The sequence below is a fragment of the Inquilinus sp. NPDC058860 genome, from assembly GCF_042743185.1.
Classification (GTDB): Bacteria; Pseudomonadota; Alphaproteobacteria; order DSM-16000; family Inquilinaceae; genus Inquilinus.
Genome location: NZ_JBHYMS010000021.1, coordinates 70,603 through 94,164, shown reverse-complemented (window position 1 = coordinate 94,164; position 23,562 = coordinate 70,603). Strand labels below are relative to the sequence as shown.

Sequence of the window (23,562 nt, the reverse complement as noted above, 5' to 3'; positions counted from 1 at the left end):
GATGGTGCGCCCATGCGCATCGCGATGATCGGAAGCGGCTATGTCGGCCTCGTCTCCGGCGCCTGCTTCTCGGAATTCGGCCACGACGTCGTCTGCGTCGACAAGGATGCCGACCGGATCGAGCGGCTGAAGCGCGGCGAGATGCCGATCTACGAGCCGGGCCTCGATGTGCTGGTGGCGAAGAACACGGCCGCCGGTCGCCTGTCCTTCACCACCGACCTGGCGGCGGCGGTGGACGGCGTCGATGCGGTGTTCATCGCCGTCGGCACGCCGAGCCGGCACGGCAACGGCCATGCCGACCTGACCTACGTCTTCGCCGCGGCCGAGGAGATCGCCCGGGCGCTGACCGGCTACGCCGTCGTCGTCACCAAGTCGACGGTGCCGGTCGGCACCGGCCGCAAGGTCGCCGAGGTGATCCGCAGGGCCCGGCCGGACGCCGATTTCGACATCGCCTCCAACCCCGAGTTCCTGCGCGAGGGCTCGGCGATCGGCGACTTCATGCTGCCGGACCGCGTGGTCATCGGCGCCGAAAGCGAGCGCGCCGGCGAGGTCCTGTCCGACGTCTACCGGCCGCTGTACCTGATCGAGCGGCCGATCGTGACCACGGCGCTGGAGACGGCGGAGCTGATCAAATACGCCGCCAACAGCTTCCTGGCGATGAAGGTGACCTTCATCAACGAGGTCGCCGATCTGTGCGAGCAGGTCGGCGCCAATGTCCATGACGTCGCCCGGTCGCTCGGCCTGGACAACCGCATCGGGCCGAAGTTCCTGCATCCCGGCCCGGGCTATGGCGGGTCCTGCTTCCCCAAGGACACGCTGGCCTTCGTGCAGACCGCGCGCGATGCCGGCGCCCGGCAGCGCCTGATCGAGACCGTCATCGATGTCAACGAGACGCGCAAGGCCGAGATGGCCAACCGGGTGATCGCCGCCTTCGGCGGCAGCGTCGCCGGCAAGACCATCGCCGTGCTGGGCCTCGCCTTCAAGCAGAACACCGACGACATGCGCGACGCCCCGAGCCTGACGGTGGTGCCGGCGCTGCAGAAGGCGGGGGCCCGGATCCGCGCCTACGACCCTGCGTCGATGAAGGAGGCGCGCAAGCTGCTGACCGACATCGACTACGCGACCGGCGCCTATGAGGCGCTGCGCGGCGCCGACGGCGCCGTGGTGCTGACCGAATGGAACGAGTTCCGCGCCCTCGACCCGGCGCGGATGATCACGCTGATGGGCGGCCCGGTCTTCGTCGACCTGCGCAACGTCTACAAGCCGGCGGACATGCAGGCGGCCGGCTTCCGATACCACAGCATCGGCCGCCCGGTGCCGGGCTCGGCCGGCTGAAACCTCAAGACCCGCCCAAGGACCGTACCCGCATCATGACCCACAGCTTCCACCCCACCGTCCTGCGCGAATACGACATCCGCGGCGTCATCGGAAAGACGCTCGCGGCCGCCGATTACCGGGCGGTGGGCGCTGCCTTCGGCACCATCGTCAAGCGCAAGGGCGGCCGGCAGGTGGTGGTCGGCTATGACGGCCGGCTGAGCTCGGTGGAGCTGGAGGCGGCGCTGGTCCAGGGCCTGGTCTCGACCGGGCTCGAGGTCGTGCGCGTCGGGCTGGGGCCGACGCCGATGCTGTATTTCGCGCAGAAGCACCTGGACGCCGATGCCGGCGTGATGGTCACCGGGTCGCACAACCCGCCGGACTACAACGGCATCAAGATGGTGCTGCGCTCGGGCCCGGTCTATGGCGACCAGATCCTGGAGATCGGCCGCATCGCCGCCGCCGGCGACCTGGAGACGGGCGCGGGCACGGTGCGCGACCTCGACCTGCGCGACCTCTATGTCGAGCGGCTGCGGCGCGACTATGACGGCACCCGCGACCTGACCGTGGTCTGGGACAACGGCAACGGCGCCGCCGGCGAGGTTCTGCGCCGCCTGACGGCGAAGCTGCCGGGCAGGCACGTGCTGCTGTTCGACGAGATCGACGGCCGCTTCCCGAACCACCATCCGGACCCGACCATCCCGGAGAACCTGGTGGCGCTGCAGGCCAAGGTGGCCGAGGTCGGCGCGGATCTCGGCATCGCCTTCGACGGCGACGCCGACCGCATCGGCGCGATCGACGGCCAGGGCCGGATCATCCCGGGCGACATGCTGGTGGCGGTCTACGCCATCGACGTGCTGCCGCGGCACCCCGGCGGCACCGTGATCGCCGACGTCAAGACCAGCAAGACCGTGTTCGACGCGATCGCGACGCTGGGCGGCACGCCGCTGATGTGGAAGACCGGCCATTCCCTGATCAAGGCGAAGATGGCCGAGGTGAAGTCGCCCCTGGCCGGCGAGATGTCGGGCCACATCTTCTTCGCCGACAAATGGTACGGCTTCGACGACGCGCTGTATTGCGGCGTGCGGCTGGTGGCCCAGGTCAGCCGCAGCGGCGGCACCTTGGCAGCGCTGCGCGACACCTTCCCCAGCACCGTCTCCACCCCCGAGGTGCGGTTCCAGGTCGACGAGAGCCGGAAGTTCGCGGTGATCGACGAGGTCATGGCCCGGCTGCGCCGGGCCGGCGCCGACGTGAACGACATCGACGGCGCCCGGGTGACCACGCCGGACGGCTGGTGGCTTTTGCGCGCCTCGAACACCCAGGACGTGCTGGTGGCCCGCGCCGAGAGCGGCGACGAGGCCGGCCTGGCCCGGCTGAAGGCGCAGATCGTCGACCAGCTGCAGCAAAGCGGCCTGACCGAGCCCAGCTTCACCGCCTCGGCGCATTGAGAACCGCGCAGGTTGGGTTCGCCCCGGCCGTCGGAACGTTGGGTTCGCGTCCGCGAACCCAACCTACGCAGGCCTCCTACCCGATCCCCCTGAGCCGGGCCATCGCCACGGCGTCGACATAGGCGCCGTCGCGATAGGCGTAGGCGCGCATCACCCCTTCCTCGACGAAGCCGAACTTGCGGTAGAGGGCCAGGGCCGGCGCGTTGTCGGTCCAGACCGTCAGCTCCAGCCGTTTCAGGTCCAGCCAGTTGTCGGCGGCATCGATCAGGGCGGCCATCAGCGCCGTGCCGACGCCGCGGCCGGCGAAGTCGTCATGCACGCCCATGCCGATCGCCGCCGTGTGCGCCCGGCGGCCCTTGCCGCGGTGCAGCCCGGCATCGCCGATGATCCGGCCCTCGGCCTCGGCGACGATGTGCACGTCGTCCGGCGACCGTTCGGTCAGCCATTTCCGCACCGGCTCGACCGAGGGGAAGGGCGGCCGCAGCGTGCCCCAGCGGAAGCGCGGCTGGCTGTGCAGCTCGGTTATGCCGGCCGCGTCCTCGATCCGGCTGGCCCGCAGCGTGAAGGCGGGCGCGGCGGTCATGCCTCGCCTCCGCCGAGCCCCCGCAGCCTGGCCATCGCCAGGGCGTCGACATAGGTCCCGTCGCGGTAGCCATGGGCCCGCATCCGCGCCTCCTCGACGAAGCCGAACTTGCGATAGAGCGCCAGGGCCGGCGCGTTGTCGGCCCACACCGTCAGCTCCAGCCGGCGGACGTCGAGCCAGTGGTCGGCGGCATCGATCAGCGCCGCCATCAGGCCGGTGCCGATGCCGCGGCCTTGCCAGGAATCATGCACGGCCATGCCGATCCCGCCGCTGTGCCGGCGCCGGCCTTGTCCGAGCGTCAGGTCGGTCAGCCCGACCACCCGGCCCTCGGCTTCGGCGACGATATAGAGGTCGCCGGGCGGCCGGTTTTCCAACCATTTGCGGATCGCGTCCGGCGATTCATAGGGCGGCCGCAGCGTGCCCCAGCGGAAGCCGGGCTGCGCCTGGATCTCCGCAACGTCCGGCCAGTCCTCAGTGCGCAGCGCCCGCAGAGTGAAGGCGGGCGCTTCGCTCACGCCTCCTCCTCGCCGCGGGCGATGGCCACGGCGCGGCGGGCGCGGGCGGCGACCGCCGCCCAGTCGCCGGCCGCCACCTCGGCCTTGCCGGCGATCCAGGTGCCGCCGACCACCGCCACGTTCGGCAGGGACAGATAGGCCCGCAGGTTGGATTCGCGAACGCCGCCCGTGGGGCAGAAGCGCATGCCGGCGAAGGGGCCGGCCAGGGCCGCCAGCGCCGACTGGCCGCCATAGATCTCGGCCGGGAAGAATTTGAGCACGCCGTAGCCGAGGTCGCGGGCCGCCATGATCTCCGACGGCGTCACCGCGCCGGGCAGGAACGGGAAGCCCTCCGCCGCCCGCGCCAGGGCCGGGGTCAGGCCGGGGCTGACGCCGAACACGGCGCCGGCCTTGCGCGAGGCCTCCAGGTCGGCCGGGTTCAGCACGGTGCCGGCGCCGACGATCGCCTCCGGCACCTCGGCCGCCATGGCGGCGATGACCTCGAGCGCGACCTTGGTGCGCAGCGTCACCTCCAGCACCGGCAGGCCGCTCTCGACCAGGGCGCGGGCCAGCGGCACCGCCGCCTCCACCGTCTCGACGGTCAGCACGGGGATGATCGGGGCGCGGGCGATGATGGCGTCGACGGTCATGACAGGTCTCGATCGGTCAGGTGTGAAGGGCCGGGCGTTCAGGTTGCGCCGGCACCTTAGCAAATTGTGGATGACGAATAAGAGTCATCCGCCTCGGGTCAGGTCGGCCCGCCGGCGAAATCCGGCATGGCGTCGCGCGGCACCACGGCGCCGCGGTGGCCGATCACCGCCGCGGCCAGGCGGTGGCCGCGCAGCGCCGAGGCCGCCGGGTCCAGCCCGGCGAAGCGGCCGGCCAGGTAGCCGGCGTTGAAGCTGTCGCCGGCCGCGGTGGTGTCGACCGGGGTCACCACCTGCGGCACCGGCACATTCGTCAGGCCTTCGGCCGTGGCGATGTGGCAGCCTTCGCCGCCGCATTTCACCACGATCTCGCCGACGCCGTATCCGCGCAGCCGGGCGATGGTGGCCTGCGGGTCGCCGTCGCCGAACAGCGCCTGCTCGTCGTCGAAGGTCGGCAGGGCGTGGGTGGCCAGCGCCAGGAACCGCGCGAACACCGCCTGCGCCTTCGCCTTGTCGGGCCAGCCGCGCGGCCGGTAATTGCCGTCGAAGGCGATGCGTGCGCCCCTCGCCTTCGCCGCCGACAGGGCCGCATGGAAGGCGTCGCGGCCGCGGTCGCTGTACAGCGACAGGGTGATGCCGGAGAAGTAGAGCAGGCCGTAGCCGGCCAGCGTTTCGGCCAGTTCGTCAGCACCTGGCAACTCGAAGACTTCTCGCGCGGGCGCCCGGTCGCGCCAGTAGTGGAAGGTCCGCTCGCCCTTGTCGTCGGTGCGGATCATGTACAGGCCGGGCACCCGGCCGGGCAGGCGCGGCACCAGCCCCGTCCCCACCCCTTCCGCCTGCCAGCGGGCCAGCATCTCGTCGCTGTACGGGTCGTCGCCCAGCGCGGTGACGTAGTCGACCGCGACGCCCTGGCGGGCCAGGTACACCGCGGTGTTCAGCGTATCACCGCCGCTGGCGAGCTGGGCGTCCCCGCCCGGCTTCACCGCGATCTCGATCATGCACTCGCCGATCGATGCCACCCGCATGAAACAATCCCTTCCCGGCTCGCGGCCCGTCCCTTTACGGGGTCGGCGCGTCGGCGCGAATCAAGCTTTCGGATTTCAGATCCGACCACAGCCCGGCGGGGATCGGGTAGCGGAAATTCTCGACGTTGCGCGTGACCTGGTCGGGCGACAGCGCGCCCGGGATGACCGAGGCGACGCTGGGATGGCCGAGCGGGAACTGCAGCGCCGCCGCGGCCAGCGGCACGTTATGCGCGGTGCAGACCCGCTCGATCCGGCGGCAGCGCTCCAGCTCCTCCGGCGTCGCGTCGCGGTAGTCGTACTTGGCGCCCGCGACCGGCCCGGTGGCGAGGAGGCCGGAGGCGAAGACGCCGCCGATGACGATGCCGGCGCCGTGCCGCTGGCACAGCGGGAACTCCTCCGCCAGCGGCTCCTGGTCCATCAGCGTGTAGGGCATCGCCACCAGGAAGGCGTCGAGATCGGCGGCGTCGAGCAGCCGCGGGATCATGCCCATGACGTTGATGCCGGCGCCGACCGCGCCGATCACGCCGGAGGATTTCAGCTGCTCCAGCGCCCGCCAGCCGGAGGCCGAGAGCCGGTCGAGATGGGCCCGCACCCGGGCGTCGGTCCTGTGGTGCGGCAGGTCGAGATCGTGGATCAGCAGCAGGTCGATCCGCGGCAGGGTCAGCCGCATCCAGATCTGCTCCACCGCCCGCATGATGCCGTCATAGCCGTAGTCGAAGACGATATCGAAGGGCAGGCCGCCGGCCCATTTGTCGGAGTGGAAATGCTCAGGGTCGGGCGACGGCCTGAGCCAGCGCCCGACCTTGGTGGAGACGCGGAACTCGCCGCGCGGCCGGCCGTGCAGGAAGCTGCCCAGCCGGTGCTCGGCCAGGCCCAGCCCGTACCAGGGCGCGGTGTCGAAATACCGGATGCCGGCATCCCAGGCCGCCTGCAGCGTGGCATGGGCCTGCGGTTCCGGCACCGTGACGAAGAGCTCGCCGAGCGCCGCCGTGCCGAAGCCCAGCGTCGTCACCTCGACATCGGTGCGTCCCAGGCGGCGGGTGTCGATCGGCATCGGCGGAGCTCCTGTCGGGTGTTTACTGGGAGTCGGCGGCGCCGGAGGCTTCCACGATCGGAGCCCACTTCGCCAGCTCCGACGTCACATGCTTGGCCAGCTCGTCCGGGGTGGAGCCGACCACGCTGGCGCTGAGCTCGGCCAGGCGCGGCTGCATCGCCGGGTCCTTCACCGCCTTGACCGCCGCGGCGTTCAGCCGGTCGACCACCGGCTGCGGCGTGCCGGCCGGGGCGAAGATCGCGTTCCAGGTATAGGTCTCGTAGCCCGGCACCCCCGCCTCCTCCATCGTCGGCAGGTCGGGGAAGCTGGCCGAACGGGTCTTGGTGGTGACCGCCAGCGCCCGCAGCGTGCCCGCCTTGATGAAGGAGGTGGAGGACGGCAGGTTGTCGAACATGATCGGCACCTGGTTCGCCACCACGTCGTTCAGCGCCGGCCCGGCGCCGCGATAGGGGACGTGCACCATGTCGACGCCGGCCAGGCTCTTGAACAGCTCGCCCGATAGGTGCAGCGGCGTGCCGATGCCGGAGGAGGCGTAGCTGTACTCGCCCGGCTTGGACTTCAGGAGCGCGATCAGCTCCTGCACCGACTTCACCGGCAGCTCGGGGTTGACCTCGAGCACGTTCGGCACCAGCACCAGCAGCGACACCGGCGCGAAGTCCTTCACCGGGTCGTAGGGCATCTGCTTCATGACCGCGGGGTTCAGCGCATGGGTCGCGATCGTGCCCATCAGGATGGTGTAGCCGTCCGGATCGGCCTTGGCGACCGCATCGGCGCCGATATTGCCGCCCGCGCCGGCCTTGTTCTCGACGATCACGGTCTGGCCGAGATCCTGGCTCATCTTCTCGGCGATGATGCGGGCGATCAGGTCGGTCGAGCCGCCGGCCGCGAACGGCACCACCAGCGTCACCGGCCGGGACGGGAAGGCGTCGGCCGCCGAGGCCATGCCGGCCGGCAGCGCGAAGCAGGCCGTCAGGCCCGCGAGCAGGACGGTTCGTCGGAACAGGCCGTGCAGCTTGGTCATGCGTCTCCCCCTGGGTCGATCGAGCGATGCTGTGATTGTTATCGTTCGGGCACGGCGCAGGGCAGCGCCCGGTGGGCCGGGATTGTCGCGGAGGAATGCGGCGCTGGCAACCCGCGCCGCCGGCCGTCGATCAAGCCGGTGCGTCGGCGGCGATCGCGGCCTCGGGGCTGGCCGCCTCCAGCTCGCGGGCGCTCTGGTTCATGATGAACTGCATCGCCTTGCGCGCCGCCCGGGCGTCGCCGGCGGCGATGCCCTCATAAACCGCGCGGTGGTCGCCGACCGCCAGCGGGAAGGCCCGGTTGCGCCGCGCCTGGGCCTGGAAGCTCATGGTCAGCAACGGGCCGAGGATGGTGCTCAGCCGCTCGATCAGCGCGTTGCGGCTGGCGGCGAAGACGGCGAGGTGGAAGCGGACATCGGCGCGGTAGAAGGCGTTCGGGTCCTCCCCCGCCTTCTCCATCTCGTCCAGCGCCTCCTGGATCAGCGCCCGGTCCTCGGGCTGCGAGCGGCGGGCCGCCAGCTCCGCCGCCGCCGGCTCGATCGCCCAGCGCAGCTCGACCAGGTCGCGGCGGAAGCTCGGGATCAGCGCCTCGGGCGAATGCCAGCCGAGGATGTCGGGGTCCAGCAGGTTCCAGGCCTCGCGCGGCCGCACCCGGGTGCCGGAGCGGCGCCGCGGCTCGACCAGCCCCTTGGCCGCCAGCACCTTCACCGCCTCGCGGATGGCGGAGCGGCTGGCGCCGTAGGTCTCCGCCAGCTCGCCTTCGCTCGGCAACGTGTCTCCGGGAGGGATCTGCCCGGTGACGATCCGGGCTCCGATATCGTGGACCACCCGGCCGTGCAGGCCGGCGGAAGGATAACCGTTTTTCTTCATGCCGCGGTCTTCGACCTTCTTTGGATCCTGGGCCATTGTCGCCGAAATCTCCCGCGTTGCAATGATTTGACAAAAAAGAGGGGTATCAGCGCCCCCCCGACACGTCGATCATGGTCGCCGTCATATACGAAGCGGCGTCGGACAAGAGGAACAGCACGGCCTCGGCGATCTCCTCCGGCCGGCCGATGCGGCCGATCGGGATGGTCGGCGCCACCGCGCCGAGCACCGATTTGCCGCCGACATGGTCGTCGTTGATGTCGGTGTCGGTCAGGCCGGGGCGCAGGCCGACGACGCGGATGCCGTCGGCCGCCACCTCGCGCGCCAGGCCGGTGGTGAAGGAATCGACCGCGCCCTTCGACGAGGCGTAGGCCACCTCCTGCGGCAGCCCGCCGTGCCGGGCCGCGACCGAGGAGATGTTGACGATCACGCCGCCCGGCCCGCCCTGGCGCCGCGACATCCGGCGGATCGCCTCGCGGCTGCAATAGAACATGGAGAAGACGTTGGTGGCGTAGAGCGCCGCCAGCCCCTGCGGGTCGTCCATGCCGTCGACCCGGGTCACCGGGCCGATCACCCCGGCGTTGTTGACCAGGGCGGTGACCGGGCCGAGCGCCCGGTCGATCTCGGCGAACATCGCCGTCACCGCGGCGCTGTCGCCGACATCGGCGCCAAAGGCCGCAGCCTCGCCACCCGCGGCCGCGATCTCGGCCACCAGCGCCTCCGCCGGCCCGCGCGACCGGCCGTAATTGACCGCGACGCGCCAGCCCCGGGCCGCGCCCAGCCGGGCGATGGCGGCGCCGATTCCCCGTCCGGCGCCGGTGACGAGCAGCACCCCCGCCATGGCATCCTCCCTCTTGTCCGACGAATGAGCGTAGCAGAGGATAAAAGCCCTACCAATGGAGTGCGCGATGGCAATCGATCGCCATTCTGCCGCCGGGATCCTGGCCGGCCACCGGCTGCGGCCCGGCGCCTTCCCCGGCCTGCCGGAAGCGCTGCGCCCGCCGGACCTCGCCGCCGCGCGCCGGCTGCAGGATGCGGTGCATGAGCGGCTGTCGGCCCGGCTGGGGCCGCGGGCCGGCTGGAAGATCGGCTGCACCACCCCGGTGATGCAGCGTTTCCTCGGCATCCCGGAGCCCTGCGAGGGCGGCATCTTCCAGGCGAATGTCCAGGAGAGCCCCGGCCGTTTCCCGGCAGCGGCGCATCACCGGATCGGCGTCGAATGCGAGATCGCGGTCCGCATCGGCCGCGACCTGCCGCCCGGCGCGCACGGCCGCGACGTGCTGGCGGCGGCAGTCGACGCGGTGCTGCCGGCGATCGAGGTGGTCGACGACCGCTACGCCGATTTCGCCGCGCTGGGCGCGCCGACCTTGCTGGCCGACGATTTCTTCCAGGCCGGCTGCGTGCTGGGGCCGCCGGTCGCCGACTGGCGCGGCCTGGACCTGGCCGCCCTGTCCGGCCGCATGTGGGTCGACGGCGCCGAGGTCGGACGCGGCCATGGCCGCGACGTGCTGGGCCATCCGCTGAACGCCCTGGCCTGGCTGGCCGGAACCCTGGCCCGCCGCGGCCGGGGTCTGGCGGCCGGCGAGATCGTGCTGCTGGGCAGCCTGGTGCAGACGCAATGGCCCGCCCCCGGCGCCCGAATCGCCATCGAGATCGAGGCGCTGGGCCGGGTGGAGATGGAAACGTAGGTTGGGTTCGCCACTGGGCGAACCCAACACGGTGCCGATGTCGCGATGTTGGGTTCGCGATGCGAACCCAACCTACGTCACATCCCCAAACACGCCGCGGCGCAGGCGTCCAGGATGGCGTCGGCGTCGATTCCGTATTTGCGGTAGAGCTGCGGGATGGTGCCGGACTGGCCGAAATGCTCGACCCCCAGCGGCTTGACCCGGTGGCCGTGCACGCCGCCGAGCCATGACAGGGTCGCCGGATGCCCGTCCAGCACCGTGACCAGCGCCGCGTCGGGCGCCAGCGGCGCCAGCAGCCGGCGGGCCAGGCAGGGCTCGACCGCATGGCCGGCGCGCACCGCCGCCACCTCGGCATGCCAGCCGGCATTGAGCCGGTCGGCCGAGGTCACGGCCAGGAGGCCGGCGCCGGGGATGTCTTCCAGCACCTGCTCGAAGGCGGCGATCGCCTCCGGCGCCACGGCCCCCGTATAGGCGATGGCCAGCGACGCGCCGGGCGCCGGCTGGCGCAGCCAATAGCCGCCGGCGATGATCGCCTGGCGCAAATCCTCGGTCATGTCGCGCCGCGGCTGCTCCAGCGGCCGGGTCGACAGGCGGAGATAGACCGAGCCGCCGTCATGGTCGCGCACCCAGTCGCCGGCCTTCGGGTCCGACGTGTCGCGCTGCATGTAGTCGAAGCCCCAGGCCATGATCGCCGCCAGCTCGTCGACATAGGCCGGCTCGAAGCTGGCGAGGCCGTCCTGGGCCATGCCGATCAGGGGCGAGCCGATCGACTGGTGCGCCCCGCCCTCCGGCGCCAGGGTCAGGCCGGAGGGCGTCGCCACCAGCATGAAGCGGGCATCCTGGTAGCAGGCGTAGTTCAGCGCATCGAGGCCGCGGGCGATGAACGGGTCGTACAGGGTGCCGACCGGCAGCAGCCGCTCGCCGAACAGCGAATGGGTCAGGCCCAGCGCCGCGAGGTTGATGAACAGGTTGTTCTCGGCGATGCCCAGCTCGACATGCTGGCCGTCCGGCGACATGCCCCAGCGCTGGGCCGAGACCACCTTCTGCTCCTTGAACACGTCGGCGCGGACGTGCCGGTCGAAGATGCCGCGGCGGTTCACCCAGCCGCCGAGATTGGTCGAGACGGTGACGTCGGGCGAGGTGGTGACCACGCGCTCGGCCAGCGCGTCCTCGCGCTTGGCCAGCTCGCCCATGATCCGGCCGAAGCCCTCCTGGGTCGACATGGTCTCGGCCAAAGCGACGTCGAGCGCGGCGGGCACCGGGATCCGCGCCGCCTGATAACGCCGGCGCCCCTCGGCCGCGAAGGGCACCGCGGCGAGGAAGGCGCGCAGCTCGTCGGCCAGGTCGTCGATGCCGGCGAAGGGCTCCCACTCGCGCCCCTCGGGCACGCCCTGGCCGGCCTGGAAAGCGGCCATCTGCTCCGGGTTCATCAGCCCGGCATGGTTGTCCTTGTGACCGGCGAAGGGCAGGCCGAAGCCCTTGATGGTGTAGGCGATGAACACCGTCGGCACGTCGTCGGCGATGCCGTGGAACGCCGCCAGAACCGTGTCCATGTCATGGCCGGCGAGGTTGGTCATCAGCGCGGCCAGGGCCGCGTCGTCATGGTCGGCCAGCAGCTCCGGGATGCCCGCCTCGCCGCCGATATCGGCCAGCAGCTGGCGCCGCCAGGACGCCCCGCCCTGATAGACCAGGGCGGAGTAGAGCGGGTTCGGGCATTCGTCGATCCAACGCCGCAGCGCCTCGCCGCCCGGGCGGCGGAACGCGGCCTCCAGCAGCCAGCCGTATTTCAGCGTCACCACCCGCCAGCCCATGTTCTCGAACAGCTTGTCGATGCGGGCGAACAGGCGCTCGGTGACGATCGAATCCAGGCTCTGGCGGTTGTAGTCGATCACCCACCAGACGTTGCGGACGTCGTGCTTCCAGCCCTCCAGCAGGGCCTCGTAGATGTTGCCTTCGTCGAGCTCGGCGTCACCCAGCAGCGCCACCATGCGGCCGCCTGCCTTGGCCCCGCGGCCCCACTCCTTGAGCGCGACGTAGTCCTGGGCGATCGAGGCGAACAGCGTCATGGCGACGCCGAGCCCGACCGAGCCGGTGGAGAAGTCGACGTCGTCGGCGTCCTTGGTCCGCGACGGGTAGGACTGGGCCCCGCCGAGCGACCGGAAGGCCTCGAGATTCTCCCGCGTCTGCTGGCCCAGCAGGTACTGGATGGCGTGGAACACCGGGCTGGCATGCGGCTTCACCGCCACCCGGTCGCGCGGCCGCAGCACGTCGAGATAGAGGGCGGTCATCACCGTGACCAGCGAGGCCGACGAGGCCTGGTGGCCGCCGACCTTCAGCCCGTCAAGGTTCGGCCGCAGATGGTTGGCGTTGTGGATCGTCCAGGCGGAGAGCCAGAGGATCTTCTTCTCCAGCGCCTTGAGCAGGCGCAGCCGATCGGCATCCGCCGCGCCTTCGGTCTCGATGCGCGCATCCCGCACCCTGCGACCAACCGTCCCCATCGCGTCCTCGCCCTGCCGCGGATCAGACCCTACCTTATGGAGCACGCCAGTGAACCGGACGCAACGCCGGTCCGCTGCCCCGGGAACGACGACGGCCGACGGAATCCCGCCACCCTGCCGTGCAGGAGACGGAAGGGGCCCCGATCGTTCGAGAGCGGAGACGGAGAACGATGTCTCTCGTCGAGGCGGCCATCGCCGCGAATCGCTTCGGTTTCGGCGCCCGGCCGGGGCAGATCGAGACCCTCGCCGACAACCCCTGGGACTGGCTGCGGGCGCAGATCCGCCAGCCGGCGGCCCCGGCGGGCGACATGCCGATGACCCGGGCCGCGCTGGAGATCCTGATCGCGGTCCAGTCGGCGCCGGACGAGGAGAGCCGCAAGCCGCACCAGGACGAGGCGCGCGCGCTGCGCGACCGCGACCGCATCGCCCACATCCAGTCGGCGGTGGCCAGCGACACGCCGTTCCGCGAGCGGCTGGTCAAGTTCTGGACCAACCACTTCACCGTCGCCTACGCCCAGACCTATGTCATGCCCTTCGCCGGCGCCTATGAGACCGAGGCGATCCGCCCCTTCGCGACCGGCAGGTTCCGCGACCTGCTGGGCGCGGTGGTGCACCATCCGGCGATGCTGTTCTATCTCGACAATGTCCGCTCGGTCGGGCCGAACTCGAAATACGGGCAGAAGGCCGGCGTGGGGCTGAACGAGAATCTGGGGCGGGAGCTGATGGAGCTGCACACGCTGGGCGTCGACGGCGGCTACACCCAGGCCGACGTGCGGGCGCTGGCGATGATCCTGACCGGCTGGACGCCCGGCCGGGCCAAGGACCCGCCCGGCACCGTCTTCGCCTTCCGCCCGACCGGCCACGAGCCCGGGCCGAAGACCTTCCTGGGCAAGACATACCCGGAGGCCGGTGAGGCCGAGGGCGAGGCGGCGCTGGACGCGCTGGCCGCGCATCCGTCGACCGCCCGGCACATCGCTACGCAGCTGGCCCGCCACTTCATCGCCGACGACCCGCCGCAGGCCGCAGTCGACCGGCTGGCGAAGACCTTCCAGGACACCGGCGGCGACCTGGCCGCGGTGTCCGAGGCGCTGATCGACAGCCCGGAGGCCTGGCAGCCGGAGCGGCGCAAGTTCAAGTCGCCGCTCGACCTCGTGGTCTCGGCCGCGCGCGGCTTCGACCTCGCCGAGGCCGGACCGCCGGCGGTGAACTGGGCCCGCCGGCTGGGGCAGAAGGTCTATGACGCGCCGTCGCCGCAGGGCTGGCCGGACCGCGAATCGGACTGGCTGGCGCCGGAGCTGGTGATGGAGCGGATCGAATGGAGCTATCAGGTGATCCCGCGCCTCGTCGCCGACCAGTCGCCCCTGCCCTTCGCCGAGGCGCTGCTGGGCCCGACCCTGTCGGAGGAGACCAGGGGCGTGCTGCGCGGCGCGCCGAGCCAGCGCGAGGGCATGGCCCTGGCGCTGCTGAGCCCCGAATTCCAGAGGAGGTGAGAGGATGGATCTGACCCGACGCCATCTTCTCGGCGGCTTCGCGGCCACGGCCGCGGCGACGGTGCTGCCGGCCCGGCTGCTGCTGGCCAAGGCGCCGATCGAGCGGCGCTTCGTGCTGATCATCCTGCGCGGCGCCTTGGACGGCCTGGCGGCGATGCCGCCTTATGCCGACCCGGACCTGCGCGCGCTGCGCGGCGCCCTGCTGCCGCCCGATCCCGGCGGGGACGGCGGCATGGTCGACCTGGACGGGCGCTTCGCCCTGCATCCCGGCCTGGCGCCGCTGAAGTACTGGTACGCCGAGGGCGGCTTCCTGCCGCTGCACGCCGTGGCCTCGCCCTATCGCGACCGGTCGCATTTCGACGGCCAGGACCTGCTGGAGACCGGCGCCGCCCGGCTGGACGGCACCCGCGACGGCTGGCTGAACCGCACGCTGGGCCTGATCGGCGCCACCGACCGGCGCTTCGGCATCGCCTTCGCCGAGGAGATCCCGCTGGTGCTGCGCGGCGCCACGCCGGTCACCTCCTGGCTGCCGGACAAGCCGGCCGGGCTGCCGCCCGGCTTCCCCGACCTCGTCGCCCGGCTGTACGACCGCGACCCGGCGCTGCACGCGGCCTATGCCGCCGGGCTGGACACCACCGCCTTCGGCCGGCAGATCCAGGGCATGGTGCAGGCCGACACGGCAATGACTGCCGGGCCGGCCCAGGGCGCCATGGCCCAGGGTGCCATGGCCCAGGGTGCCATGGCCGGCGGCGCCATGGCCGGCGCCGCGGCGGGCGCCGACCTCCAGCTGGCCGAGGCCGCCGGCCGGTTCCTGGCCGATCCCGGCGGCTCGCGCATCGCGGTGATGGAGCTGTATGGCTGGGACACCCATGTGCAGCAGGTGAAGCGGCTGGACCGGCTGCTGGCCGGCTATGCCGCGACGCTGCAGGCGCTGCGCCGCGGGCTCGGCGATGCCTGGAAACAGACCGCGATCCTGACGGTGACGGAGTTCGGCCGCACCGCCGCGGCCAACGGCTCCGGCGGCACCGACCACGGCACCGGCTCGGTCGCGTTCCTGGCCGGCGGCGCCGTGCATGGCGGCCGGGTGCTGGCCGACTGGCCGGGCCTGGCGCAGGACAAGCTGTACCAGGGCCGCGACCTGGCCCCGACCACGGATCTGCGCGCCGTGGTCAAGGGCGTGTTCCGCGACCATCTCGGCCTGCCGGAGGACGCGCTGGATCGCATCGTCTTCCCCGGCAGCGCCGATGCGGCCCCGATGCGGGAGCTGGTCAGGCGGGCATGACCGCCCGCTATTCGTCGAGCTTGGCCAGGCCCAGCGTGGCCAAGAGGACGCTACCGTCATTGGTCAGCGCCCATTTGCCCTGCCGCTCCTCGATCAGGCCGCGGGCCTGCAGGGCCAGGCGCACGGGGTCGGCGACGCCGGGCTCGTGGCGGTGGATGCGCCCCAGGGCATCCTTCTCGTCGGCGGACAGGTCGTCGGGTCGAAGCTGCGGCATGGTTTCCTCCTCGGATCGCCGCGCCGGCGGGCTGCCGTCGCGTCTCGCACAAGCCCGACGACCCGATCCGGGTCCGCTGGCCGCGGACCCGGCAGGCCCGAGCCTCAGGCGGCGCCCTTGCGGATGCCGCGGTTGACCGCGCTGGCCACCGCCTTGAGCGAGGCCATGACGATGTTGCTGTCGATGCCGACGCCGAACAGCGTCTTCCCGTCGATCCGCGCCTCGACATAGGTGGCGGCGCTGGAATCGGAGCCGCTGCGCAGCGCGTGCTCGCGATAGTCGGCGATGTCGACATCGACCCCGGTCTCGCGCCGCAGCGCGTCGATGAAGGCGTTGAGCGGCCCGTTGCCTTCGCCCCGGATCGTCTTCTCCACCCCGTCGATCCTGACCTGCGCCTCGATGTGGCGCTCGCCGCGGCCGGTCGGCAGGGTGGTGTGGCCGATCACCTCGACCCGGCCGGGGGCCAGGTACTCCTGCTCGAACTCGTGCCAGATCACCTTGGACGAGATCTCCTTGCCGGTCTCGTCGGCCAGCTTCTGGATCACCTGGCTGAACTCCACCTGCAGCTTGCGCGGCAGGTCGAGCCCGTGGTCGGTCAGCAGGAGGTAGGCGACGCCGCCCTTGCCGGACTGGCTGTTGACCCGGATCACCGCCTCGTAGCTGCAGCCGATGTCCTGCGGGTCGATCGGCAGGTACGGCACCTCCCACAGCCCGCTGTTGCTCTTCTCCATGGCCGCGAAGCCCTTCTTGATCGCGTCCTGATGCGAGCCGGAGAAGGCGGTGAACACCAGCTCGCCGCCATAGGGGTGGCGCGGATGCACCGGCAGCTGGTTGCAGTATTCGACGGTGCGGACGATCTCGCCGACATCGTGCAGGTCGAGCCCGGGGTCGACGCCCTGGGTGAACATGTTCAGCCCCAGCGTGACGATGTCGACATTGCCGGTGCGCTCGCCATTGCCGAACAGCGTGCCCTCGACCCGGTCGGCGCCGGCCATCAGCGCCAGCTCGGTCGCGGCGATGCCGGTGCCGCGGTCGTTGTGCGGATGCACCGACAGCACGAAGCTGTCGCGCCGGGCGAAGTTGCGGTGGCACCACTCGATCTGGTCGGCATAGACGTTCGGCGTCGCCATCTCGACCGTCGCCGGCAGGTTCAGGATGGCCTTCTTCTCCGGCGTCGGCTGCCAGGCGTCGAGCACGGCGCCGCAGATGTCGCGGGCATAGTCCAGCTCGGTGCCGGTGAAGCTTTCCGGCGAATACTGGAACACGACCTCGGTCTCCGGCACCGTCGGCACCAGCTCCTTGATCAGCTTCGTGCCGCGCACCGCGATCTCGGTGATGCCGTCGCGGTCGAGGCCGAACACCACCCGGCGCTGCAGCGTCGAGGTCGAGTTGTAGAGGTGGACGATCGCCCGCCTGGCGCCGCGGATCGCGTCGAAGGTGCGGCGGATCAGCTCCTCCCGCGACTGGGTCAGCACCTGGATGGTGACGCCGTCGGGGATGAGATCGTTGTCGATCAGGTGGCGGACGAAGTCGAAATCGGTCTGCGAGGCGGCGGGGAAGCCGACCTCGATCTCCTTGAAGCCCATGCCGACCAGGAGATCCCACATGCGCTGCTTGCGGTCGGTCCCCATCGGCTCGATCAGCGCCTGGTTGCCGTCGCGGAGATCGACCGAGCACCAGATCGGGGCGCGGTCGATGACGCGGTTCGGCCATTGCCGGTCGGTCAGCGCCACGGTCTGCACCGGGCGGTACTTGTCGATCGGCATTCCGGGTTTGGGTTGCATCACGGACATCGGATTTCTCTCTCGCACCGGCCGGCCGGCGGCCGGACATGAAGGATAGGGCGAATTGAAGACGGGCGCATGACATGGATGCGCGAAGACGGCCGCCGGGCGCGCGATGCGCCGCTCAGCGGCCGGTGATAAGTCGGAAGCTGTCCCGGCGGGTGCGGGAAAAAGCCTGTCGGGGCGATCGATCGGGGGTCATGGTGATGGTCCGGTAAGGGAGTCGCAGCAGCTTCGGTTCGGCAGCCCCCCACCATGCATAGGCGGGGCGCCGATCAGATAAGTCGAAGCGTGCTTAGCCGGATCACCATGCCCCCACCTAAGGGGCCGGGGGCCGCTCTGTCAACTGAATCCGCTGATCTGTGACCCGGTCGAAGAAGCCGGTGATGGCCGGCCCGGTGCCGTCCGGCCAGCCATGCGAATAGGGGCGCTTGCGGTTGAAGGTCGACGGCAGATCGCAGAACACCACCGGGTCGGCGATGTCGCCCTTGCCCCAGCGCTTGCAGCGGAAGGTGGCGCTGGCGTCGACCGGGGTGGCGGCCAGCCGGTTCTGGGCGATGCGCTTGTCGCGCTCGGTGATGCCCTGGCTGTAGGGCACCATGTTGTCCTTCGGGTTGTGCAGCAGGATCGCCGCCACCTGGCCCCGGCAGGGGCGGACGCTGCCGATGCCGCCGGCCACCACCGCGGTGGCGCGGAACACCCCGGCGCGACCGCAGGACAGGTCGTTGACGAAGCTGCCGCCCATCGAATGGCCGGCGGCGAAGATCTGGGTCTGGTCGACGCAGAGCGTCGCCTTCAGCCGGGCCAGCAGGGTGTCGACATAGGCCATGTCGCGGTCCGCCCGGCCGCCCCAGCCGCCCTGCGCCTGCGGATAGACCACGATCGCCGGCCGCGCCGCCGGGCCTTCCAGGTCGAAATAGGTCCGCACCTTCTCGGCCGTGCCGGTGCGGCCGTGGAAGGCCAGGATCAGCCGGTACGGCTGCGACTTGTCGTAGCCGGAGGGCAGGTCGACGATGTAGCGCCAGGACGCGCCTTCGAACTTCAGCGACTGCCGCCCTTCCGCGGCGGGGATGCCGCAGCCGCTGGTCGGCTGGGGCGGCAGCTGGGCGACATCGGCGCCCGGCGCCGCGGAGCGGGTGCCGCCACCGGGCGCCGCGCAGGCGGCCACGGCGAGAAGGCAGGCGAAGACGGCCAGCCGGCCGGCGCGGAGGATGGCGTTCATAGTCATTTCTCGCGGAGGCGCGGCATCAGCTCGACGAAGTTGCAGGGCCGGAACCGGTTGTCGAGCTGGTCCTTCAGGATCAGGTCCCAGGCGTCGCGGCAGGCGGAGGGAGAGCCCGGCAGCGCGAACAGATAGGTGCCGCCGGCGACGCCCGCGGTCGCCCGGCTCTGGATCGTCGAGGTGCCGATCTTGTCGTAGGACAGCCAGCGGAACAGCTCGCCGAAGCCGGGGATATGCTTCTCGTAGACCGCGTGGAAGGCCTCGGGCGTCACGTCGCGGCCGGTGACGCCGGTCCCGCCGGTGGCGACGACGACGTCGATCTCCGAATCGGCGATCCAGGCCTTCAGCTGCGCCTCGATCGCCGCTTGGTCGTCCTTGACGATCCGCCGCTCGCGCACCGCATGGCCCGCCGCGGCGATGCGCTCGGCCAGCGTGTCGCCCGACTTGTCGTCGGCGGCCGTCCGCGTGTCGGACACGGTCAGCAATGCGATGTTGACGGCGATGAACGGGCGTGACTCGTCGATCCGGCCCGGCATGCGTCCCCCCAATGCGGTGGTCGAACGAAGCGGCCAAGCTAGCCGACGGAAGGCGCCGGGAAAAGTGAAACGACGGTCAGCCGGCGGACGTGAAGCCGCAGCCCAGCTCCACCATCCGGTGCTTCAGCACCAGCAGGTCGCGCCAGACGTCCCGCTTCATGCCGGGCTGCCGCAGGATGAAGGCGGGGTGGTAGATCGGCATGGTCGGCACGGGCGCGGCCAGGTCCGGGAAGGACCGGTCGAACCAGCGGCCATGGATCCGGGTGATGCCCTCGCGCGTCGCCAGCAGGGCGGCGGCCGAGGTGCCGCCGGCGCAGAGCAGGATCTTCGGCTGCATCAGGGCGATGTGGCGCTCGATGAAGGGCAGCGAGATCGCGATCTCCGCCGCGTTGGGCTGGCGGTTCCCGGGCGGCCGCCAGTTGACGATGTTGGAGATGTAGACCGTGGTGCGGTCGAGCCCGATCGCCGCCAGCATCCGGTCCAAAAGCTTGCCGGACTGGCCGACGAAGGGCTTGCCCAGCCGGTCCTCCTCCGCCCCCGGCGCCTCGCCGACGATCATGATGTCGGCCTCCGGGTTGCCGTCGGCGAAGACCATCTGGGTGGCCGTGGCCTTCAGCCCGCAGCCGTCGAAGGCGGCCAGCGCCGCCGCCAGCTCCTCCAGCGTGCTGCAGCCGGCGGCGATGCGGCGGGCGTCGCCGGTGGCGGCGTCGCTGCCCGGCAGCACCGCGGCGGCCCCGACCGCGCGGACCTGGGGAGCCGGGGCGGCGGGGGCGGGCTGCGGCGCCGGCGCCGCCATCTGGACGGGGGCCGGCGCAGCCTTGCGAGGACGCCCGAGCGCGCCCGGATCGTCGCCGATCGTCTCGTCGACGCCGGCGTCCTGGTACCATCTCAGCAGGGCGATGATCTCGGCGGGCTGCACGGCTGATTCGCTGATCCTGTCCATGCGCTAGAAGCCGCGGCACCGGCCGGCCTGTCAACCCCGGCGGCCGGCCTGCCGCAGCGTCGGCGGAGCCCCGCGCGTCGCAACCGGAGCCAAAGCCGGCGCGACATGATCGGCCATTCGATTCCCGGGATGCATTTCTGTAGCATGCCGCCAACCAAACGACAGGAACGCGCGATGGAACGCGAATCGATGGAGTACGACGTCGTGATCGTGGGCGCGGGGCCGGCGGGCCTCGCGGCGGCGATCCGGCTGAAACAGAAGGCGGCAGAGACGGGGCGCGACGTCAGTGTCTGCGTGCTGGAGAAGGGGTCGGAGGTCGGCGCCCACATCCTGTCCGGCGCGGTGCTGGACCCGCGCGCCCTGAACGAGCTGATCCCCGACTGGAAGGAGAAGGGGGCGCCGCTGGACACTCCGGTGACCCATGACGAATTCCACCTCTACACCGGGGTCAGCAGCTTCCGCTTCCCGAACTTCGCCCTGCCGAAGGAGCTGCACAACCACGGCAACCACATCGTCAGCATGGGGCTGGTGACGCGCTGGCTGGCGCAGCAGGCCGAGGCGCTGGGGGTCGAGATCTATCCCGGCTTCGCCGCGGCCGAGGTGCTGTACCACGAGGACGGCTCGGTCAAGGGCGTGGCCACCGGCGACATGGGCATCGGCAAGGACGGAGAGCCGACCGCCAACCACACGCCGGGCATGGAGCTGCACGCCAAATACACGCTGATCGGCGAGGGCGTGCGCGGGTCGCTGGCCAAGATCCTGATGGAGCGCTTCGCCCTGCGCGCCGACTGCGACCCGCAGACCTTCGGCCTGGGCGTGAAGGAGCTGTGGGAGGTGAAGCCGGAGAACCACCGGCGCGGCCTGGTGCAGCACGGCTTCGGCTGGCCCCTGGACAACGAGACCTATGGCGGCAGCTGGGTCTACCATTTCGGCGAGAACCTGGTCTCGATCGGCTATGTCGTCGCGCTGGACTACAAGAACCCGTATTTGTCGCCGTTCGAGGAGTTCCAGCGCTTCAAGACCCACCCGCTGATCCGCCCCACGCTGGAGGGCGGCAAGCGCCTGGCCTATGGCGGCCGCGCCATCAACGAGGGCGGGCTGCAGTCGATCCCGAAGCTGACCTTCCCGGGCGGCTGCCTGATCGGCTGCTCCGCCGGCTTCGTCAACGTGCCCCGGATCAAGGGCAACCACACCGCGATGAAGAGCGGCATGGTCTGCGCCGAGGCGGTGTTCGACGCCCTGGCCGAGGGCCGCGAGGGCCATGACGAGGTGACCGCCTATCCGGAGCGGCTGAAGGCCAGCTGGGTCTGGCAGGAGCTGACGGTGGTGCGCAACTGCCGCCCGGCTTTCCGCTGGGGCACGATCCTGGGCACGCTGTACTCCGGCATCGAGCTGTGGACCCGCGGCAAGCTGCCCTGGACCCTGCGCCACAAGCATGCCGACAACGAGACGCTGCGCCCGGCCGCCCAGTCGAAGAAGATCGACTATCCGAAGCCGGACGGGGTGATCACCTTCGACCGCCTTTCCTCGGTGTATCTGTCGAACACCAACCATGAGGAGAACCAGCCGTCGCATCTGAAGCTGAAGGACCCGTCGGTCCCGATCGCCTACACCCTGCCGCTCTACGACGAGCCGGCGCAGCGCTACTGCCCGGCCGGGGTGTACGAGGTGGTGCGCAACGAGGACGGCAGCGACCCGCGCTTCGTGATCAACGCGCAGAACTGCGTGCACTGCAAGACCTGCGACATCAAGGATCCGAAGCAGAACATCGTCTGGGCCGTGCCGGAGGGCGGTGGCGGCCCGAACTACCAGATGATGTGAGAGACCATTTGTAAATGCTACTGGCGCGGCCGTCTGACGGCGGTTTCTCCGCTTCCGGTGCTCACGCACCAAACGTGCGCTGCGCGCCGGTTCTCGAAACCACCGCCAGCCGACTCACGCCAGCGCATTTCCAAACAGCCTCTCAGCGGGCTGTGGATCGCCCCCGGTGCCGGGGTGTTGTTCCATCGGCACGCACAGATTATGGTGCGAAGGGGATCATTGCAGGACCAGAATGACGGACGCCCACGACACCGTCCCCGTCGACCGGCTGATCGAGGCCGGGCTGCGGCCGACCCGCCAGCGCGTGGCGCTGGCGCGGCTGCTGTTCGACGGCGGCGACCGCCATGTCACCGCCGAGGCGCTGCACGGCGAGGCGCTGGCGGCCGGCCAGGCCATGGCCCTGGCGACCGTCTACAACACCCTGCACCAGTTCACCGAGGCCGGGCTGCTGCGCGAGGTGGTGGTGGAGGCCGGCCGCTCCTATTTCGACACCAACATCCGCGACCATCACCACTTCTACCACGAGGCCACCGGCGAGCTGCGCGACGTGCATGGCGAGGCGGTGGTGGTCTCGGCCCTGCCGGAGGCGCCGGCCGGCACCCGCATCGCCCGGGTGGACGTGGTGATCCGCCTGGCCGATGAGTGACGGCGCCGGCGCCATGACCGCCGCGCCGCGCATCGACGGGCTGCTCGAGACTTCGCTCTACGTCGCCGACCTGGATCGCGCCGCCGCCTTCTACGAAGGGGTGCTTGGCCTGCGCGTGATGCTGCGCGGCCCGCGGCTGGTGGCGCTGGACGCCGGCCGCCAGGGCGTGCTGCTGCTGTTCCTGGCCGGCGCCACCTCCGAGGATGTGGTGGAATCCTCCGGCACCATCCCGGGGCATGAGGGCACGGGGCGGCTGCACATGGCCTTCGCCGTGCCCGCCGCGGGCCTCGATGCCTGGCGGGTCCGGCTGGCCGAGGCGGGCGTGGCCCTGACCGGGGAGATGGCCTGGCCGCGCGGCGGCACCAGCCTCTATTTCGCCGACCCGGACGGCCACGTCATCGAGCTGGCCACGCCGGGGCTGTGGCCGAACTACTGAGTCCTCAGGCCGGTGCCGTCCGGCGAGGACGGCGGAACCGGGCGGCGCCCCCGGCGGCGAGGACCGAGACGCCGCCCAGCGCCAGCCCGACCAGCACGTCCCCCACGGTATGACCGCTCGAGGCCATGACCGCCGCGACGGCCAGGATCAGCGCCGCCGCCGCCGCGATGCGCCGCCGCGACCAGCGCGGCCAGGCCAGCGCCGCCACCGTCGTCACCGCGACGACGACCAGGGCCGAATGGCCGCTGGGCAGCACGACCCCGACCCGGCCGAAGCCGTCCGGGTGCCAATCGACCACCGCCCGCGCGGCCGCGACCGCAGCCACCGCCATGGCCAGTGCGGCCAGGCTGAACACGGCCAGCCGCCACCGGCCGCGGGCGAAGGCGACGGCCGCGACGATGACCTGCAGCGGCACGACCACCTGCCACCAGCCGAGCAGGCCGATCGACATCAGGAGGACGATCGTTTTCATGCCGCCATCATCCCATGCGCCGGCCCGCCGGCGAAGCGGCATGGCGGCGCAGGCCGCAGCGCCGGAACGGCGCGGAGGG

Annotated in this window: 23 protein-coding genes; 8 read left to right on the top strand and 15 right to left on the bottom strand. The window is 71.2% G+C overall.

Annotated elements, in window-relative coordinates; all coding sequences use genetic code 11:
- The first annotated feature begins 12 nt into the window (after positions 1 to 12).
- The gene (locus tag ACFW16_RS16735) at positions 13 to 1,335 is read left to right on the top strand and encodes a UDP-glucose dehydrogenase family protein (RefSeq protein ID WP_380306938.1); all 1,323 of its coding nucleotides are present in this window, start codon (positions 13 to 15) and stop codon (positions 1,333 to 1,335) included.
- 35 nt (positions 1,336 to 1,370) lie between these two features.
- Complete coding sequence (gene pgmG / locus ACFW16_RS16730) at positions 1,371 to 2,762, top strand: phosphoglucomutase/phosphomannomutase PgmG (RefSeq protein ID WP_380306936.1); 1,392 nt, start codon at positions 1,371 to 1,373, stop codon at positions 2,760 to 2,762.
- A 76-nt stretch (positions 2,763 to 2,838) separates the two neighbouring features.
- Here the strand turns inward: pgmG and ACFW16_RS16725 are convergent, their stop codons facing one another.
- From ACFW16_RS16725 to ACFW16_RS16690, 8 genes are all read right to left on the bottom strand, one after another.
- Positions 2,839 to 3,345 carry a GNAT family N-acetyltransferase gene (locus tag ACFW16_RS16725; protein ID WP_380306934.1) on the bottom strand — a complete coding sequence of 169 codons (507 nt, stop codon included), beginning with the start codon at positions 3,343 to 3,345 and terminating at the stop codon, positions 2,839 to 2,841.
- Positions 3,342 to 3,860 (bottom strand): GNAT family N-acetyltransferase, encoded by a 519-nt coding sequence (locus tag ACFW16_RS16720; RefSeq protein ID WP_380306932.1) that lies wholly within the window; start codon positions 3,858 to 3,860, stop codon positions 3,342 to 3,344. The genes ACFW16_RS16725 and ACFW16_RS16720 overlap by 4 nt, the downstream gene beginning before the upstream one ends.
- Positions 3,857 to 4,489: a bifunctional 4-hydroxy-2-oxoglutarate aldolase/2-dehydro-3-deoxy-phosphogluconate aldolase gene (gene eda, locus ACFW16_RS16715; protein ID WP_380306930.1), complete on the bottom strand. Its 633-nt coding sequence runs from the start codon at positions 4,487 to 4,489 to the stop codon at positions 3,857 to 3,859. Before eda ends, ACFW16_RS16720 begins: the two co-directional genes overlap by 4 nt.
- Positions 4,490 to 4,587: 98 nt before the next feature.
- Entirely contained in the window at positions 4,588 to 5,511 is a 924-nt protein-coding gene (locus tag ACFW16_RS16710; protein WP_380306928.1) for a sugar kinase, read from the bottom strand.
- A 34-nt stretch (positions 5,512 to 5,545) separates the two neighbouring features.
- Positions 5,546 to 6,565, bottom strand: coding sequence for an aldo/keto reductase (locus ACFW16_RS16705; protein ID WP_380306926.1), 1,020 nt, complete (start codon positions 6,563 to 6,565; stop codon positions 5,546 to 5,548).
- 22 nt (positions 6,566 to 6,587) lie between these two features.
- Positions 6,588 to 7,586: a Bug family tripartite tricarboxylate transporter substrate binding protein gene (locus ACFW16_RS16700; RefSeq protein ID WP_380306924.1), complete on the bottom strand. Its 999-nt coding sequence runs from the start codon at positions 7,584 to 7,586 to the stop codon at positions 6,588 to 6,590.
- 130 nt (positions 7,587 to 7,716) lie between these two features.
- Positions 7,717 to 8,454: a FadR/GntR family transcriptional regulator gene (locus tag ACFW16_RS16695; protein WP_380306922.1), complete on the bottom strand. Its 738-nt coding sequence runs from the start codon at positions 8,452 to 8,454 to the stop codon at positions 7,717 to 7,719.
- A gap of 85 nt (positions 8,455 to 8,539) precedes the next feature.
- Positions 8,540 to 9,292, bottom strand: a complete 753-nt coding sequence (locus ACFW16_RS16690; protein WP_380306920.1) for an SDR family oxidoreductase — start codon at positions 9,290 to 9,292, stop codon at positions 8,540 to 8,542.
- Positions 9,293 to 9,359: 67 nt separating this feature from the next.
- Here ACFW16_RS16690 and ACFW16_RS16685 point away from each other — a divergent pair, with 67 nt between their 5' ends.
- A complete protein-coding gene (locus tag ACFW16_RS16685) occupies positions 9,360 to 10,139 on the top strand; it encodes a 2-keto-4-pentenoate hydratase (protein ID WP_380306918.1) in 780 nt (259 codons plus the stop codon).
- A 77-nt stretch (positions 10,140 to 10,216) separates the two neighbouring features.
- Here the strand turns inward: ACFW16_RS16685 and ACFW16_RS16680 are convergent, their stop codons facing one another.
- On the bottom strand, positions 10,217 to 12,637 hold the full coding sequence (locus ACFW16_RS16680; protein ID WP_380306916.1) for a transketolase: 2,421 nt from the start codon (positions 12,635 to 12,637) through the stop codon (positions 10,217 to 10,219).
- A 170-nt stretch (positions 12,638 to 12,807) separates the two neighbouring features.
- On the opposite strand from ACFW16_RS16680, the gene ACFW16_RS16675 reads away from it, so the two are divergent.
- Positions 12,808 to 14,127 (top strand): DUF1800 family protein, encoded by a 1,320-nt coding sequence (locus ACFW16_RS16675; RefSeq protein ID WP_380306914.1) that lies wholly within the window; start codon positions 12,808 to 12,810, stop codon positions 14,125 to 14,127.
- Positions 14,128 to 14,131: 4 nt separating this feature from the next.
- Positions 14,132 to 15,409, top strand: coding sequence for a DUF1501 domain-containing protein (locus ACFW16_RS16670; RefSeq protein WP_380306912.1), 1,278 nt, complete (start codon positions 14,132 to 14,134; stop codon positions 15,407 to 15,409).
- A 7-nt stretch (positions 15,410 to 15,416) separates the two neighbouring features.
- On the opposite strand, the gene ACFW16_RS16665 is transcribed toward ACFW16_RS16670, so the two are convergent.
- The 5 genes from ACFW16_RS16665 to ACFW16_RS16645 form a co-directional block, all read right to left on the bottom strand.
- Entirely contained in the window at positions 15,417 to 15,623 is a 207-nt protein-coding gene (locus ACFW16_RS16665; protein WP_380306910.1) for a hypothetical protein, read from the bottom strand.
- A gap of 104 nt (positions 15,624 to 15,727) precedes the next feature.
- Entirely contained in the window at positions 15,728 to 17,407 is a 1,680-nt protein-coding gene (leuA, locus tag ACFW16_RS16660; RefSeq protein ID WP_380306908.1) for a 2-isopropylmalate synthase, read from the bottom strand.
- Between the two features lie 319 nt (positions 17,408 to 17,726).
- Positions 17,727 to 18,629, bottom strand: coding sequence for an alpha/beta hydrolase family esterase (locus tag ACFW16_RS16655; RefSeq protein ID WP_380306906.1), 903 nt, complete (start codon positions 18,627 to 18,629; stop codon positions 17,727 to 17,729).
- 2 nt (positions 18,630 to 18,631) lie between these two features.
- Positions 18,632 to 19,165: a molybdenum cofactor biosynthesis protein B gene (gene moaB, locus ACFW16_RS16650; RefSeq protein WP_380306904.1), complete on the bottom strand. Its 534-nt coding sequence runs from the start codon at positions 19,163 to 19,165 to the stop codon at positions 18,632 to 18,634.
- Between the two features lie 76 nt (positions 19,166 to 19,241).
- Positions 19,242 to 20,108 (bottom strand): uracil-DNA glycosylase, encoded by an 867-nt coding sequence (locus ACFW16_RS16645; RefSeq protein WP_380306902.1) that lies wholly within the window; start codon positions 20,106 to 20,108, stop codon positions 19,242 to 19,244.
- A 174-nt stretch (positions 20,109 to 20,282) separates the two neighbouring features.
- On the opposite strand from ACFW16_RS16645, the gene ACFW16_RS16640 reads away from it, so the two are divergent.
- The 3 genes from ACFW16_RS16640 (at position 20,283) to ACFW16_RS16630 (ending at position 23,011) form a co-directional block, all read left to right on the top strand.
- On the top strand, positions 20,283 to 21,929 hold the full coding sequence (locus ACFW16_RS16640) for an electron transfer flavoprotein-ubiquinone oxidoreductase (protein ID WP_380306900.1): 1,647 nt from the start codon (positions 20,283 to 20,285) through the stop codon (positions 21,927 to 21,929).
- A 232-nt stretch (positions 21,930 to 22,161) separates the two neighbouring features.
- The gene (gene irrA / locus ACFW16_RS16635) at positions 22,162 to 22,575 is read left to right on the top strand and encodes an iron response transcriptional regulator IrrA (protein ID WP_380306898.1); all 414 of its coding nucleotides are present in this window, start codon (positions 22,162 to 22,164) and stop codon (positions 22,573 to 22,575) included.
- Positions 22,568 to 23,011 (top strand): VOC family protein, encoded by a 444-nt coding sequence (locus tag ACFW16_RS16630; RefSeq protein WP_380306896.1) that lies wholly within the window; start codon positions 22,568 to 22,570, stop codon positions 23,009 to 23,011. The genes irrA and ACFW16_RS16630 overlap by 8 nt, the downstream gene beginning before the upstream one ends.
- 4 nt (positions 23,012 to 23,015) lie before the next feature.
- On the opposite strand, the gene ACFW16_RS16625 is transcribed toward ACFW16_RS16630, so the two are convergent.
- On the bottom strand, positions 23,016 to 23,483 hold the full coding sequence (locus ACFW16_RS16625) for a phosphatase PAP2 family protein (protein ID WP_380306894.1): 468 nt from the start codon (positions 23,481 to 23,483) through the stop codon (positions 23,016 to 23,018).
- Positions 23,484 to 23,562: the final 79 nt, after the last annotated feature.

Excerpts from the sequence above, each read along its gene's own strand:
- ACFW16_RS16735 (WP_380306938.1), top strand. The coding sequence starts at position 13 with ATGCGCATCGCGATGATCGGAAGCGGCTATGTCGGCCTCGTCTCCGGC.
- pgmG (WP_380306936.1), top strand. The coding sequence starts at position 1,371 with ATGACCCACAGCTTCCACCCCACCGTCCTGCGCGAATACGACATCCGC.
- ACFW16_RS16725 (WP_380306934.1), bottom strand. The coding sequence starts at position 3,345 with ATGACCGCCGCGCCCGCCTTCACGCTGCGGGCCAGCCGGATCGAGGAC.
- eda (WP_380306930.1), bottom strand. The coding sequence starts at position 4,489 with ATGACCGTCGACGCCATCATCGCCCGCGCCCCGATCATCCCCGTGCTG.
- ACFW16_RS16710 (WP_380306928.1), bottom strand. The coding sequence starts at position 5,511 with ATGCGGGTGGCATCGATCGGCGAGTGCATGATCGAGATCGCGGTGAAG.
- ACFW16_RS16705 (WP_380306926.1), bottom strand. The coding sequence starts at position 6,565 with ATGCCGATCGACACCCGCCGCCTGGGACGCACCGATGTCGAGGTGACG.
- ACFW16_RS16700 (WP_380306924.1), bottom strand. The coding sequence starts at position 7,586 with ATGACCAAGCTGCACGGCCTGTTCCGACGAACCGTCCTGCTCGCGGGC.
- ACFW16_RS16695 (WP_380306922.1), bottom strand. The coding sequence starts at position 8,454 with ATGAAGAAAAACGGTTATCCTTCCGCCGGCCTGCACGGCCGGGTGGTC.
- ACFW16_RS16690 (WP_380306920.1), bottom strand. The coding sequence starts at position 9,292 with ATGGCGGGGGTGCTGCTCGTCACCGGCGCCGGACGGGGAATCGGCGCC.
- ACFW16_RS16685 (WP_380306918.1), top strand. The coding sequence starts at position 9,360 with ATGGCAATCGATCGCCATTCTGCCGCCGGGATCCTGGCCGGCCACCGG.
- ACFW16_RS16680 (WP_380306916.1), bottom strand. The coding sequence starts at position 12,637 with ATGGGGACGGTTGGTCGCAGGGTGCGGGATGCGCGCATCGAGACCGAA.
- ACFW16_RS16675 (WP_380306914.1), top strand. The coding sequence starts at position 12,808 with ATGTCTCTCGTCGAGGCGGCCATCGCCGCGAATCGCTTCGGTTTCGGC.
- ACFW16_RS16670 (WP_380306912.1), top strand. The coding sequence starts at position 14,132 with ATGGATCTGACCCGACGCCATCTTCTCGGCGGCTTCGCGGCCACGGCC.
- ACFW16_RS16665 (WP_380306910.1), bottom strand. The coding sequence starts at position 15,623 with ATGCCGCAGCTTCGACCCGACGACCTGTCCGCCGACGAGAAGGATGCC.
- leuA (WP_380306908.1), bottom strand. The coding sequence starts at position 17,407 with ATGCAACCCAAACCCGGAATGCCGATCGACAAGTACCGCCCGGTGCAG.
- ACFW16_RS16655 (WP_380306906.1), bottom strand. The coding sequence starts at position 18,629 with ATGAACGCCATCCTCCGCGCCGGCCGGCTGGCCGTCTTCGCCTGCCTT.
- moaB (WP_380306904.1), bottom strand. The coding sequence starts at position 19,165 with ATGCCGGGCCGGATCGACGAGTCACGCCCGTTCATCGCCGTCAACATC.
- ACFW16_RS16645 (WP_380306902.1), bottom strand. The coding sequence starts at position 20,108 with ATGGACAGGATCAGCGAATCAGCCGTGCAGCCCGCCGAGATCATCGCC.
- ACFW16_RS16640 (WP_380306900.1), top strand. The coding sequence starts at position 20,283 with ATGGAACGCGAATCGATGGAGTACGACGTCGTGATCGTGGGCGCGGGG.
- irrA (WP_380306898.1), top strand. The coding sequence starts at position 22,162 with ATGACGGACGCCCACGACACCGTCCCCGTCGACCGGCTGATCGAGGCC.
- ACFW16_RS16630 (WP_380306896.1), top strand. The coding sequence starts at position 22,568 with ATGAGTGACGGCGCCGGCGCCATGACCGCCGCGCCGCGCATCGACGGG.
- ACFW16_RS16625 (WP_380306894.1), bottom strand. The coding sequence starts at position 23,483 with ATGAAAACGATCGTCCTCCTGATGTCGATCGGCCTGCTCGGCTGGTGG.